Origin of the sequence: Shewanella sp. SW32, assembly GCF_025653365.1 — a bacterium.
Taxonomy (GTDB): domain Bacteria; phylum Pseudomonadota; class Gammaproteobacteria; order Enterobacterales; family Shewanellaceae; genus Shewanella; species Shewanella oncorhynchi.
The window spans coordinates 73,709-87,183 of the sequence record NZ_JAKKSJ010000003.1 but is presented as its reverse complement, the minus strand read 5'-3'; the positions used below and the strand labels follow the sequence as shown (position 1 = coordinate 87,183).

11 protein-coding genes are annotated in these 13,475 nt (G+C 44.2%); 8 read left to right on the top strand and 3 right to left on the bottom strand.

What is annotated here, in order from left to right:
* Positions 1 to 54 precede the first annotated feature (54 nt).
* The gene (locus L5M28_RS02470; RefSeq protein WP_006082318.1) at positions 55 to 462 is read right to left on the bottom strand and encodes a MerR family transcriptional regulator; all 408 of its coding nucleotides are present in this window, start codon (positions 460 to 462) and stop codon (positions 55 to 57) included.
* 291 nt (positions 463 to 753) lie between these two features.
* On the opposite strand from L5M28_RS02470, the gene L5M28_RS02465 reads away from it, so the two are divergent.
* The 5 genes from L5M28_RS02465 to L5M28_RS02445 all read left to right on the top strand — a co-directional run bounded on the left by L5M28_RS02465 (position 754) and on the right by L5M28_RS02445 (position 8,523).
* The gene (locus L5M28_RS02465; protein WP_263202349.1) at positions 754 to 2,712 is read left to right on the top strand and encodes a propionyl-CoA synthetase; all 1,959 of its coding nucleotides are present in this window, start codon (positions 754 to 756) and stop codon (positions 2,710 to 2,712) included.
* A 324-nt stretch (positions 2,713 to 3,036) separates the two neighbouring features.
* Complete coding sequence (gene sugE / locus L5M28_RS02460) at positions 3,037 to 3,351, top strand: quaternary ammonium compound efflux SMR transporter SugE (RefSeq protein ID WP_263202348.1); 315 nt, start codon at positions 3,037 to 3,039, stop codon at positions 3,349 to 3,351.
* A gap of 207 nt (positions 3,352 to 3,558) precedes the next feature.
* Positions 3,559 to 5,085 (top strand): NADP-dependent phosphogluconate dehydrogenase, encoded by a 1,527-nt coding sequence (gene gndA / locus L5M28_RS02455; RefSeq protein WP_263202346.1) that lies wholly within the window; start codon positions 3,559 to 3,561, stop codon positions 5,083 to 5,085.
* Positions 5,086 to 5,918: 833 nt separating this feature from the next.
* Entirely contained in the window at positions 5,919 to 8,045 is a 2,127-nt protein-coding gene (locus L5M28_RS02450; protein ID WP_168824331.1) for a S8 family serine peptidase, read from the top strand.
* A gap of 10 nt (positions 8,046 to 8,055) precedes the next feature.
* Complete coding sequence (locus L5M28_RS02445) at positions 8,056 to 8,523, top strand: hypothetical protein (RefSeq protein WP_263186729.1); 468 nt, start codon at positions 8,056 to 8,058, stop codon at positions 8,521 to 8,523.
* A gap of 46 nt (positions 8,524 to 8,569) precedes the next feature.
* Here L5M28_RS02445 and L5M28_RS02440 read toward each other — a convergent pair whose 3' ends face one another.
* Positions 8,570 to 9,469, bottom strand: coding sequence for a LysR family transcriptional regulator (locus L5M28_RS02440; RefSeq protein ID WP_168824327.1), 900 nt, complete (start codon positions 9,467 to 9,469; stop codon positions 8,570 to 8,572).
* A 163-nt stretch (positions 9,470 to 9,632) separates the two neighbouring features.
* Between L5M28_RS02440 and L5M28_RS02435 the strand changes: the two genes are divergently transcribed.
* A complete protein-coding gene (locus tag L5M28_RS02435; protein WP_212600842.1) occupies positions 9,633 to 10,115 on the top strand; it encodes a DoxX family protein in 483 nt (160 codons plus the stop codon).
* 97 nt (positions 10,116 to 10,212) lie between these two features.
* On the top strand, positions 10,213 to 11,028 hold the full coding sequence (locus L5M28_RS02430) for a DODA-type extradiol aromatic ring-opening family dioxygenase (protein ID WP_263202344.1): 816 nt from the start codon (positions 10,213 to 10,215) through the stop codon (positions 11,026 to 11,028).
* Positions 11,029 to 11,173: 145 nt separating this feature from the next.
* On the opposite strand, the gene L5M28_RS02425 is transcribed toward L5M28_RS02430, so the two are convergent.
* Positions 11,174 to 12,049 (bottom strand): 1,4-dihydroxy-2-naphthoate polyprenyltransferase, encoded by an 876-nt coding sequence (locus L5M28_RS02425; protein WP_028761099.1) that lies wholly within the window; start codon positions 12,047 to 12,049, stop codon positions 11,174 to 11,176.
* A gap of 342 nt (positions 12,050 to 12,391) precedes the next feature.
* Between L5M28_RS02425 and L5M28_RS02420 the strand changes: the two genes are divergently transcribed.
* Positions 12,392 to 13,330 (top strand): SDR family NAD(P)-dependent oxidoreductase, encoded by a 939-nt coding sequence (locus L5M28_RS02420; RefSeq protein ID WP_173243966.1) that lies wholly within the window; start codon positions 12,392 to 12,394, stop codon positions 13,328 to 13,330.
* Positions 13,331 to 13,475 lie beyond the last annotated feature (145 nt).

Genomic DNA, 13,475 nt, shown 5'->3' with positions numbered 1-13,475 from the left:
AAATCCGTAGTCGTTATCGCTATCAAATTGATTTGATTTTGTGTCAACGGGGATTTAGGCTTTTGCCGTTTTGTTATCTTCTAAGGCTAAACGGCACTGCTGCTCGGCGGAATTGAGTTCCATCAATACGACTTTGATGTCGTCCATTTGCTGTTGTAGTGCGGATTTCTTTTCTTCCACTAGCGCCAGCATGGTATTGAGCTGTGAGGTGCTGCTCTTGTCGGCATCGTATAATTCGAACAAACGACGGGTTTCTGCCAAAGAAAAGCCCAAGCGTTTACCGCGAAGAATGAGCTTGAGACGCACCCTGTCTTTGAGGCTATAAATACGGGTTTGGCCGCGGCGTTTAGGTTTAAGCAAACCTTGGTCTTCGTAAAAACGAATACTACGAGTAGTGATATCAAACTCTTTTGAGAGATCACTGATCGAGTAAGTCGTTTGTGGTGTGTTCGTTGCGCTCATTCATGCACCCTAAATAATCAGTTTTAAGCAAGATATATGAAGTTTACGTAAAGGTAAAGATTTTGGCTTTTATTCTGTTGCCATAAAAGTGTCAATCCCAATTGCCATAAGCCTGTGCAGCGAGATTAAAACGTGTGCTTTAAATTAGTGTTCTCACATAAAACCACAAATATCTTCTGGTTATAGGCTAACGTCTAATAGTGGGCTTTAGACCTCCTTGCTAATAATAGAAGCAGGAAGGGGTAGTTATTGCGGCTGACGATGTGAGTCGCAGTCCTGATTGGAGGACATATGTTGACCGAACAGCAAAATGCATCTGTAGCGCAAGCCACAAATCAAAAACAGAACCAACAAAAACATCAAGCGTTGCACCAAGCATCCTTGCTTAATAAAGCCGATTTCTGGGGAGAAGCGGCGAAGACGCTCGATTGGATTAAGCCGGCGCAAACGGTGCTCGATGAATCGCAGGCGCCGTTTTATCACTGGTTCGCCGATGGTGAGATGAACACTTGTTATAACGCCGTTGACCGCCATGTGTTGGCTGGACGCGGTGATCAAGTGGCGATCCAATATGTGAGCCCAGTGACAGACACTGAATACGGCATTAGCTACGCGGAGTTACAGGCTCAAGTAAGCCGACTCGCGGGCTTTATGCAATCTATTGGGATAGAGAAGGGCGACCGTGTGGTGATTTATATGCCTATGGTGCCGGAAACCGCCTTCGCTATGCTGGCCTGTGCTCGCATAGGTGCGATTCATTCTGTGGTTTTTGGTGGTTTTGCCGCCAATGAACTCGCGACTCGGATTAATGATGCTAAGCCTAAATTGGTACTGTCGGCATCCTGCGGAATTGAGCCTTCGGGCGTTATTCCTTATAAGCCTTTACTAGACAAAGCATTGGAACATGCTGTTCATCAGGTGGAGCATTGCCTGATTTTAAATCGCAGCCAGTATCAAGCCGATTTGCAGGAGGGCCGTGACTTAGATTGGCAAGCCGCGTTAGCAACTGCACCTAAGGCCGACTGTGTCGCGCTTAAGGCTACCGATCCCTTGTATGTGCTTTATACCTCAGGCACCACGGGTCAGCCTAAAGGTGTGGTACGCGATAATGGTGGCCATGCAGTGGCACTGGCTTGGTCGATGCAGCATATTTACGATATTCAAGCGGGTGATGTGTTTTGGGCTGCGTCCGATGTGGGTTGGGTTGTGGGTCATTCTTACATTGTGTATGGGCCACTGCTGGTGGGCGCCACCACCTTAATGTATGAGGGCAAACCTGTGGGAACGCCAGATCCCGGCGCATTTTGGCGCACGATTGCCAAATATAAGGTCAAAAGTTTCTTCACCGCGCCGACGGCTATTCGCGCAATCAAGCGTGAAGATCCTGATGGTGAATATCTACAAGGTGTTGATTTAGCTTGTCTTAAAAATGTGTTTTTGGCGGGGGAGCGTTGCGATCCCGATACCTTAGTTTGGGCACACACTAAGCTCGCTAAACCTGTTATTGATCACTGGTGGCAAACCGAAACGGGCTGGCCTGTCGCAGCAAATTTGATGGGCACAGCGCCGGTTACCATTAAACCAGGTTCGCCAGCTTTACCTGTGCCAGGTTATGCGGTTGAAGTGCTAGACGAATTAGGTGAGCAAGTTGCGGCCAATACTTCAGGTAATGTGGTGATTAAATTGCCTCTACCGCCGGGAACCTTAACGACACTGTGGCAAAATGATCAACGCTATCAAGATAGTTACTTGTCTATGTATCCGGGTTACTACTTAACTGGCGATGCGGGTTATACCGATGAAGACGGCTATCTCTACATTATGAGTCGTATCGATGACATCATAAATGTAGCGGGGCACAGGTTATCGACGGGACGCTTCGAAGAAGTGTTATGTCAACACCCTGATGTGGCCGAAGCCGCGGTAATTGGGGTAGATGATGGGCTTAAGGGCCAAGTTCCCCTCGGATTAGTGGTACTCAAGAAAGGCGTGACGATCAGTGATGAAGAGCTGCATAAACAGTTAATAACCCTGGTACGCCAAGAAATTGGTCCCGTCGCTTCCTTTAGGTTAGTGAGTGCGATTCAAAAATTACCTAAAACGCGCTCAGGTAAAATTTTACGCGGTACTATGCGAAAAATTGCCGATAATCAGCAATATACTGCGCCAGCGACCATAGAAGATCCACAGACCTTAGAGTTAGTGCGTACCGCGCTCACTCGCATGGGTTATGCCGATGCCTTAGTGTAAGAAATAGAGCGTAAAGGCTTTTATAGAAAGAGTGTAAAGGTCTTATAGAGAGTTGAAATATCAAGGCGATAGTTAACTGACCAAGCTTGCTATCGCCTTTTTGCGCATGGCATTTCTTATTTCGGCAAAATCAAAGATTGAAATTTTCACCTCAAATTTGCTAGTCTTGCAGGCTCATCACGTACAGCTATCACAGCACAGCTGTCACGTACTGTTATCACGTACAGCTATATCACCTACAGTTTTACTGTAATCAAATGGCTTAGGGACGACCCTAAATACGCCTAATCTAACATGGGGACGACCCCTTTATGGGAGTTCACTATGAGTTGGTTCTTATTAGTTCTTGCGGGTTTATTTGAAATTGGTTGGGCTATAGGGCTTAAATATACCGACGGTTTTACGCGTTTGTGGCCAAGTATCTTTACAGTGGCGTCGATGGCAGTGAGTGTGTTGCTACTAGGACTCGCGGTTAAGCATTTGCCTATTGGTACGGCTTACGGCGTGTGGGTCGGTATTGGCGCTATGGGCACCGCAATTGCGGGAATTATCCTGTTAGGAGAAGGAGTTAGCTTACTTAAAATTGCCAGTTTGATACTGATATTACTGGGGGTTTTAGGACTTAAACTCGCAAACTAAGTTGTCGATAAACGTGCCAATACAAGTATCACTTGGGCTAAGTTCTAACTAACCCGTTTCTCAATACGGGATTGGCAATCTCACTGCAATCGAGATTGCCAATCGTATGCATCGCCTTTTCTCTCTGGTAATTAAGTTACAAAGATCGGTATAATTACCCCTCAAAATTGGTTAGCTCTAACCTCTGTGACCCGTGGGAATAATATAATGCAAAACCACAGCAATCTTAATGATATCGGCGTAATTGGCCTTGGTGTTATGGGTAAAAACCTCGCGCTAAACATCGCAGATAACCAATATCACGTCAGCGCATTTGACCTCGATCCTGTTAAAGTTAATGGTGTAATACAGCAAGAAAAACAGGAACGTGCTGGACTCGAACCTCGCATTCTTGGCTGTGCTAATCTTACCGAAATGTTAGCCAGTCTCACAAAACCCCGTATTCTTGTGCTTTCTGTTCCCGCGGGTGCACCCGTCGATGGTGTCTGTAGTGCTTTGATTTCTGCCGGAATTGAGTCCGATGATATCGTTATCGATACTGGTAACAGCCTATGGACTGACACTGTTGAGCGTGAAGCGCGCTACAAAGGTCAGTTTGTATTTTTCAGCTCTGCGGTTTCGGGCGGTGAAGTCGGTGCGCGTTTCGGTCCATCACTTATGCCAAGCGGCGATATCGATGCATGGCATCACGTTGCACCTATTTGGAAAGCCATTGCCGCTAAGGTTGATGCAAGTACAGGTTTACCCATAGAGCGCTTTGAGCCGGGTAATCCAGTGACAGAAGGCGAGCCATGCACGACTTATATTGGTCCTGCGGGTTCTGGCCATTATGTGAAGATGGTGCACAACGGTATTGAATACGCTGACATGCAGTTGATTTGCGAAGCGTATCAAATGCTGTATGACGGTTTAGGCATGAGCGCTGCAGAAGTGGGCGATGTGTTTGAACGCTGGAACAAAGGCAGCTTAAACAGCTATTTGATGGGGATCAGTGCCGAAGTCTTAAAACAGGCCGATCCATTAACGGGTAAACCGTTGGTGGAAATGATCTTAGATAAAGCGGGCCAAAAAGGCACGGGTTTGTGGACGGCCGTGAGCAGTTTACAAATTGGTTGTCCGGCACCGACGATTGCTGAAGCTGTATATGCTCGCGCCGTAAGTACCCAAAAATCCTTACGTTTACAACTTAGCCAGAAATTGGCTGGGCCAAATGCACCTGCTATCGATGATGCGCAAAAAGCGCAGTTGATTGAAGCCCTTGAAAGTGCGTTATATTGCGCGAAAGTGTGTTGTTACGCGCAAGGCTTCCAGTTGATGGCAATGACGGCCCATGAGCAAAAATGGCAGTTAAACTTTGCTGAAATTGCAAAAATTTGGCGTGCGGGTTGTATTATTCGCGCGACGTTCTTGCAATCAATCACTCAAGCCTATGAAGACAATGCCGATCTTAGCAATCTGTTGATGGCGGACAGTTTTGCGTCTGCCTTGTCTGAAAAGCAAGGCCTATGGCGTACCGCAGTCGCGACTGCGGTGATGCAAGGCATTCCAGCACCGTGTATTAGCTCGGCTCTGGCGTATTACGACAGTTACCGCTGCGAAACATTACCAGCAAACTTGCTCCAAGGTCAGCGTGACTTTTTCGGTTCCCATACATTTGAGCGTATCGATACCCCTGCTGGCGAGAAATATCACTTAGATTGGAGCGCCAAAGAGCGCACCTTGGCTAAGGTTTAGTGAATGTGAAAATTCGTACGTAATATTATAAAAAAGCCCTCATAATTGAGGTTTTTTTTATGCCCGATCTACATCGATTTGAACTGAAAATTAACTCATTATCTCCAAAGATAATAGTTATGACTTTTTTATTATTTTTTCGCGACGGACCTTATCCCTAGAGTTAAATTCTTAATTAGATTTAATAGTTGGTAAGATCATGTCTGTGGTTTTAATTTTCTGCATATATGGTTTTTCAGCGGTTCATTTTTAATATTTAATTTCAATACGCTTTAATGTTTTTTTATAGTTTGAATTGCTACTCAATATTTAAGTTCGTTATGTATTTATAAGATATTCAGAATTTTATTAGATTTAAATTGGTACGTCATGTTGTTATTTCTATCTCTTGTTAAAGTGTAACCATTTGTTTGAGGTTAAATTGGTACGTCATGTTGTTATGTTTATTTTTTATGAAAGTGTAACAATATATTTTAAATTTTAAAATATAATCAAACAGATGTATTATTAATTGTAACTCCTTGAAATTACATTTAGTCTAATGATTTTATTGGTTAATTTTCTTGTGATTTAAAGGTTAAACTAAATTTAGTATGTCTATTTTTATTGGGTTTATAGCTAGGAGATATATATTCAATCTACCGTTCTGTTTATTGTCGTTTTCATTCTCATTATTCATATGTTAAAAGATGTATCACCAATAAATGCTAATGTTGGTTTTTGGTGTTCAATAATAATTAAAATAACAGTATTTAATGCGGATAAATAACGAATAAATCCTAGTTATCCAATATTAAATAATAAAATGTAATGACAAGAAGGAATGTCTATCCATGCGTATGTCCATTGTTGCATTAAGCATCACGGCCGCCTTATTGACGGCTTGTGGAAGTGACAAAAAGGCTCCTGAGCCAGTTGCTAAGGTCAACACAGCACCAACAACTGTCGATATGACCATTGATGTGTCGCAGTCTCTATTATTCACCGGCAAATTAGATGCGACAGATGTCGAAGGTGGTTTGACTTACTCTTTAGTTGATCCTACTGATTTAAAACTAGGTACTTTTACTCTAGTTAATAAGAATACTGGTGAATTCACTTATTCTTCCGATGCGAGTGAAGGTACTGAAGTTGTCAGATTTAAAGTATCTGACGGTCAGTATCAAGCAGAGGCCAGCTTAACGATCCATATCAGAAATGGCGATCCATTATATGCTTACCAGTGGCATTTAAAAAATACAGGACAGAATGCTTTTGCGCTAAACCGTGGTGTCGCTGGTGAAGATATGAATGTGAGTGGTGCTATTTCAGACCAATTTATGGGACAAGGCGTGATCGTCGCAGTGGTGGATAGCGGCTTAGAAATTGCTCATCCAGATCTGATGAACAACAGTGTGAATGGTGGCTCATACAATTTAATTACTGGTACTGTTGACCCTACACCTTTCTCCGGTTCTGCTGATGCTGCTCATGGTACTGCAGTAGGTGGGATTATTGCAGCCGAAGGTTGGAATGGTATCGGTGGTCGCGGTGTGGCGCCTAAGGCAAAATTGATTGGTTTCAACTTCTTAGATTCTGACCCAACAGGCAAAGTTAAAAATGTTCAAACATTTGAAAACTTTACAAAATCACATGGTGCCAGTGCCTACAGCGACAGTGCGCGTGTCTTTAACCAAAGCTATGGTTACAGTGTGCCATTTCCCGATAAATTTAATGAAGATGAAACCGAAGTTTATCAAGATATTGCAACTCAAAGCTTCGATGGTAAAGGCAGTATCTTCGTTAAATCGGCAGGTAATGGTTATAAATACTACCGTTGGAATACTTTTTGGATACCGGGAGATTACTTCACGGCAACGGCGGAAAATCCCGCTAACCATGGTTTACCTTTCCATAATTCCAACATGTCCTCTGACAATGCTAACATTTATAACTTAGTCGTTAGCGCGATTAATGCTAATGGTGAACTCTCTAGCTATTCATCTGTGGGCTCGAATATTTTTGTAACAGCCCCCGGTGGTGAAGATGGGGGTGATGATCCTGCGATTGTAACAACGGATTTTATGGGGTGTAAGAGTGGTTCAGCGATTGCAGAAGATCGTCCAAGCACGCCGTTCCACGGTGGGTTACATCCTTTAAACTCAAATTGTGATTACACTTCAACGATGAACGGTACCTCATCCGCGGCACCAAATACTTCAGGTGCAGTCGCTGTGATCATGAGTGCAAATCCAGATTTGACTTGGCGCGATATACGTCATGTTCTAGCCAAAACTTCAACCAAAGTGAAAGCTGATATTGCGGCTAAAACCGTTACTATTGGTCAGGGTGAAGGTGCTCCAGAATATGCTGCTATTCCGGGATGGCAACAAAATGCTGCGGGTTATTCATTCCATAATTTTTATGGTTTTGGCCGTGTTAACGTCAGCGAAGCGGTAAAACTGGCTAAATCCTATGCTGAGGATTTAGGTGAATACGTGGTAACTGAATGGCAAGCAAGTCAAGAATTGGCAAAAACGATTCCTGATGCGGACGTCAATGGTGTCAGTGATACTCAAGTGGTGGCGGATGATTTAGTGATTGAAGCTGTACAAATCGAGTTAACGGCAGATCACTTACGCCTACCGGATCTGGCTGTTGAGCTAATATCTCCAGCAGGAACTAAAAGTGTGTTAATGACGCCTTATAATGGTTTGGTATATCAAGGTGTCATGGATAAAACCAACCCAGAAGATTTAGTAACAGGTTTCGATGCGACGCCTATGCTGTCTAATGCTTTCTATGGTGAATCATCAAAGGGGGAATGGACCATCAAGCTTATCGATGTAAATAGCGGGGACTACTCGTTTATTCAATTTGATAAAGGCCGTACTCCTATTTCTATTGCTAACGAAGCTGATGGTAAATTGAAAGGTTGGTCAATTCGCTTCCATGGCCACGCTGCCAAGTCTGCATCTTAAGGAGTATTAAATGAAAGCATTGAATCTATCATTAGTTGCAGTTGCTCTTATGTTATCTGCACAAGCTATGGCACATGACAAAATCGATTTGGATAAACCTCAGGAAGAAGTAAAAGAGGTTACTATGAGCCGAGCGCAATTCTTGAACTTAGACAGCCAATATTTTGTCAAAACTGACGCTGGCGTGGTGAAAGAAGCAAAACAGTTGACGAAAGGGCAAAAAGTGGTGACTCAGTCTGGTAAGCCATTTGCAGAAATGACAGGAAAATTAGTTGTTAAGCTCAAACCTGGTGTTTCTGCTGCGGATTTTGCAAAAGCTCATGGCCTGAAAGTGGATTGGCAGAACAAGAGTAATTTACTCTTGTTAGCCGCTGAAGAAGGCACAGATCTCATCAGCTTAGTGAACGCGATTAAGGCGTTACCCGAAGTTGAACGAGCTAAGTTAGATCGTGCCATTGCCAAACAAGAAATACAGTAGTTTTTGTTTGATTTAAAAGGGCCTGTTGGCCCTTTTTACTTTTTAATTATGCAAGTTCATCAGTAGCAAAGGCGATCAGCTTTTGCCAGAGTGCTTGGGCGACGGGGCCTAAAGGTGAGTGGGGTTTTCGCATCACATAGTAATCGAGTTGAATATTGTTTTGCCTTTCACGCAGATCCAGTGCAATCAATGCACCTTGTTTGAGTGAATCTTCAATCATATAGTGCGGCAGCTTGCCCCAGCCCATACCACTTTGAATAAGCATTTTTTTGGTGTAAAAATCATTAACATACCAACGTCGTTGCCCCGCCTGTACCCCAAACTCAATATTCGCAGTGCCTGAGCCTGTATCTTGGATCACGATTTGGTATTCATTAACGAGTTCTCGTGCGTAGGTCAGTGTCGGATGACGCTCAAGCATGCGCGGCGCGGCAACATCGAGAAGGCTACCGGAAAAAAGATAGGCTAATTCTAAATGGCTCGAACGTATGGGCTCAATTCCGCCTGCGGAGATGATGATTTCAGCTTTATCTTGATTCAGCGCTTCGAGTGCACCAGTTAAAAACTCTTGTTTGAGAATAATTTGGGTATAGGGAAACTCATTTTGAGTCAGCTCTAAAATCGGCAAAATTCGAGCGAGATTGAAAGAGGCTTCAAAAGCTAAGGTGATGCTTGCTTCGTTACCTTTGGCTAAATGCTTCGCTACTTGCTTCATTTCTTGCGCTTCATTCAGTACCCGCAGGGTATGTTGCAGCAGTTTTCGACCTTGCTCAGTGATGGCGAGTCGATAACCTTCGCGATTAAACAGGATAAGATCGAGTTGGGATTCTAACTGTTTGATACTTTGGCTAATGGCGGGTTGGGTTTTATGTAGCTTGTCACTAGCAGCTTTGAGTGAGCCCGCCTCAGCCACGGTTTTAAACATCAGCAGTTGGTCTAAGGTCACTGGGATTGCTCGCAAGTCGTAAATTATTAGTTTATGAGATATTAGATTTTATTCCATATTTATTTATCTTTTATCGGCTCATAATCGATTCCATTCTCGCTCGTCGTCTGCGAATTTATGCCCAAGACTGACGGCAAATATCACGTTTAATGGGGTGTGTGCGATGCGATTTTCAAACTTATGTGATACTAAGGGTTCAAGTATCAATGGCTTAGTTGCAGAGGTTGATACACAGAAGTTATTCCTTTGTGCCAATACACTCAATCGCGCCGCTGCAACCGTCACATTGGCGATGAGCATAGTGTTTTTCATCTCGGGATTTGCCAAGTTATTTAGCGTGTCTATGTTCCATGTTCCGTTTACTTTGATGAATCTTCCCACCGGATTTGGCTATTTTATTGGTTTGATGGAAGTGATTGGTGCCCTTGGGTTGTGTCTACGTGACTACCGAGTGCTATCGGCGAGCGGTTTACTGGCGATTATGCTGGGGGCGATTTATTTCCACTTTAACTATGAAGCGCCGATTAATGCACTGCCGGCATTGAGCTTATCGGCAGGACTCTTTCTGATTATTAAACTCGATGAAATTGTTGAGCGTTTAGTGCGATTTCAGCGGCAGTTGGTGCAGAGTCGTTCCGCATTTTAAGCGTGCATTGAAGTATTATGTAGAACCGTGAGTTAAGTGAGAAATGCTGAGTTTAAAGCCAGTAGTACAGATATAAGTTAATCAACACGAGAGGATTATGATGCAAGTTAACGCGAGTCGTATGCCTGTGCTATTTGTGCCCCATGGTGGTGGCCCTATGCCTTTGCTCAATGATGTTAATCATAGGGAGTTGCGTGCATTTTTAACTTCAGTAACAGCGCCAATGCCAACTCCGAAGGCGATTGTGTTGATCACTGCCCATTGGGAAGAATCTGTGGTGACTTTGTCGAGTAGCCCAAAGCCAAGTATTTTGTATGATTACTATGGATTTCCACCTGAGGCTTATCAGCTGACATATCCTGCACCCGGTGAGCCAGAATTAGCCGCACAGATTGCGAATATGCTATCGGATAAGGGCATCGCCGCCCGCTTAGATAGCGAACGCGCATTTGATCACGGTACTTTTGTACCACTTAAGTTGATGTATCCTGAGGCGAATATTCCCGTGGTGCAGATGTCGTTAGTCCACAGCCTCGATCCTAAAATCCATATAGCGATTGGGGAGGCTTTAGCGCCGCTGCGGGATCAAGGGGTGTTGATCGTGGGGTCTGGCATGTCGTTTCACAATATGCGGGCATTTTTCTCAAGCGATCTCACAGTGCAAAGCCGCAGTGCAGAATTTGATCATTGGTTGACGCAAACTTTAACAGCAAGTGTTAGTTTTGCCGAGGTAAAAACAGCATTAACTCATTGGAAATCAGCCCCTGAAGCGCGTTTCAGTCATCCGCGGGAAGAACATTTATTACCGCTACATGTGTGTTTTGGTGCAGGCCATAATGGTTCATCCCATGCCGAACGCAACTTTAATGGTATTTTGTTAAACACGCTGATCTCTGGTTATATCTGGCAATAAATGGGGGTAGGATTTCCCTCGTCGATAATAAGCCAAATTGAAGTCGTGCTGCCGCCAATAAAAAAGGTTCGTATCTATCGAAGATATGAACCTTTTTATATTCAGCATTGAGCTGTGGTGTAGCATTAACTTAGCGGATTTACTCTTATGCGGTAAAAACTAAACCCACGCTAAACAAGGTACTGAAAATCATGGTTAACTTAGCTGTGCGGCCGAGTAACGGATTTAAGGCTTCACCAGAAACTGCATAAAAATCGCTACTGAGTTTGCGGGCAATAAGCAGAGATAATCCCGCAAGTAGTACTGGTAAACCGGGTAGAATACCGAATAAAAAGCCAGCGATGACTAGGCCAAAGGGCAAATAGATTAAGGCTTGATAAAGCACTTTTGCCTGAGCTTCGCCGATACGTACCGCTAGAGTATGCTTGCCCGCTTGGGTGTCGGTACGGATGTCGCGAGTGTTATTCACTAACATAATCGCAGCGTTAAATAAGCCAATCGCACAGCCTAATAACCAAGCATTAATAGTCGTATCGCCCGCCTGCAAATAATAACTGCCCACCACTGCAACTAAGCCAAAAAAGACAAATGCCGCTACTTCACCGAGCCCATGGGAGGCGAGGGGATAGGGGCCACCACTGTAGCCAAGAGCACCTAAAATAGCGGCTGCGGCGAGAATGGCGATGGGCCAGCCTCCGTGCCAAATCAGATATGATCCCACGGCAAGCGCCATTAAGAGACAAAATATCATGGCATTGCGAACGCTTGTTGGTGAAATTAACCCACTTTGAGTCACGCGAACGGGCCCTAAGCGCTCGTCTGTATCTATGCCATTTTTAAAATCAAAATAGTCGTTAGCGAGGTTGACGGCGATTTGTAATAAGACAGCACACAACATTGAAGTGGCAGCGATTAACCAGCTGTAACTCTCAAGATGCAGGGCGAGAATGTTGCCTATCAGTAGGGGACCTATGGCCGCGGGTAGCGTACGGGGTCTTATTGCTAAAATCCAAGGATTCATGGCGTCCAGTCATTATTGGTAAATGGGAATGGTACCGAGCAAGGGCTCAATTAGCGCATAGCATAACAAGATTTAACACGAAAGTGAGCACTATCTAATAAACGCATTTAACAGAGTTTGAATTGGCGCACATATGTTCACTGATGCAGGATGAGATTTGTCGTTAAGTTCAAAGAAAATCAAAAAAGTCTGTGTTTCCATAGTTAATGTTGATGGAGGCTTTGTGCTGTCCATGACATAGGCGTAACGCTAAATACTCTGTTTAGTAGATAGCATAGGCGGTTGTTACCCTATGCTCGTTATTTTTTGCCGCTACAACAATGCCGATAAGGACATATTTGGATGCGTTTTGACAATAAGGTGGCATTAGTCACTGGGGCTGCGGCTGGGTTAGGTCGAGCGTATGCCATCATGTTGGCTGAACGGGGGGCAAAAGTGATACTCGTCGACCAGCCGTTATCGTCCTATGAGTCAATTTCCACCGACGGCGCTCAGACGAGCCAAGCTAACTTAGAATTAATGCAGACCTATTGCAGCATTATTAAACTCGGTGGAGATTGCATTTATTTTGTGCTTGATGTGAGTCAGCGAAATGAAGTGAATAGCATGATTGAAGAGGTGATCCTACGCTGGCATCGCATTGATATCTTGATTAATAACGCGGGCGTTTATGGTGCTTGTCCTTTTGAGCACATTAAACTTGAGCAGTGGCAACGGCAATTGGATGTCGATCTCAATGGCAGCTTTTATCTCACTCAAGCTGTTTGGCCTTATATGCAACAACAGCATTTTGGCCGGATAATGATGACAACGGGAGCCTCGGCCTTGTTCGGTGACTTGCATCAAGTTGGTTTTAGTGCGAGCAAGATGGCGCTGGTTGGCATGGTGAATAGCTTATCATTAGAAGGTGAAATTCATAATATTCGAGTCAATAGTTTATGCCCTCAGGCCGTAACCGCGATGACGGCCAAACATTTAGCGAGTGCGATTCAGCCGCTATTTTCCTTTGAATCATTAACGGCGACTACGGCTTTCTTGGTGAGTGAACAGGCGCCAAATGGTCAACATCTACTCGCCGGAGCGGGCAGTGTTAGCCACGGCATGTTTGTCGAGTTTCAGCCTATGTATTTTAATGAAGGTCTTTTTACGCCAGATAACCTCGCGCAGCAGTGGCCACAGTTACACCAATCCTTCCCCGTGACTTTGCACTCCTGTGGAGAGGATAAGGTTTTGTCTTGGTCTAAGTTAAGTGCGCTAGAACATCACATTAAAATCGATTGATTCACCATGCTTGTATTTGAACTAAGCCTGCATCTATAGCGATTTAAATCCAGTAAGTGGCTCAATAAAACCGTAAATGCTAACCACAATAAATAACATAGACACTCCAGCGTGCCTCGTTTAATTTCTCACCGTTGGAGTGATG

Bases quoted from the DNA above. Each gene is read 5' to 3' on its own strand.
- L5M28_RS02450 (WP_168824331.1), top strand. From the start codon at position 5,919: ATGCGTATGTCCATTGTTGCATTAAGCATCACGGCCGCCTTATTGACG.
- L5M28_RS02435 (WP_212600842.1), top strand. From the start codon at position 9,633: ATGCGATTTTCAAACTTATGTGATACTAAGGGTTCAAGTATCAATGGC.
- L5M28_RS02425 (WP_028761099.1), bottom strand. From the start codon at position 12,049: ATGAATCCTTGGATTTTAGCAATAAGACCCCGTACGCTACCCGCGGCC.
- L5M28_RS02420 (WP_173243966.1), top strand. From the start codon at position 12,392: ATGCGTTTTGACAATAAGGTGGCATTAGTCACTGGGGCTGCGGCTGGG.
- L5M28_RS02430 (WP_263202344.1), top strand. From the start codon at position 10,213: ATGATGCAAGTTAACGCGAGTCGTATGCCTGTGCTATTTGTGCCCCAT.
- L5M28_RS02445 (WP_263186729.1), top strand. From the start codon at position 8,056: ATGAAAGCATTGAATCTATCATTAGTTGCAGTTGCTCTTATGTTATCT.
- gndA (WP_263202346.1), top strand. From the start codon at position 3,559: ATGCAAAACCACAGCAATCTTAATGATATCGGCGTAATTGGCCTTGGT.
- L5M28_RS02470 (WP_006082318.1), bottom strand. From the start codon at position 462: ATGAGCGCAACGAACACACCACAAACGACTTACTCGATCAGTGATCTC.
- sugE (WP_263202348.1), top strand. From the start codon at position 3,037: ATGAGTTGGTTCTTATTAGTTCTTGCGGGTTTATTTGAAATTGGTTGG.
- L5M28_RS02465 (WP_263202349.1), top strand. From the start codon at position 754: ATGTTGACCGAACAGCAAAATGCATCTGTAGCGCAAGCCACAAATCAA.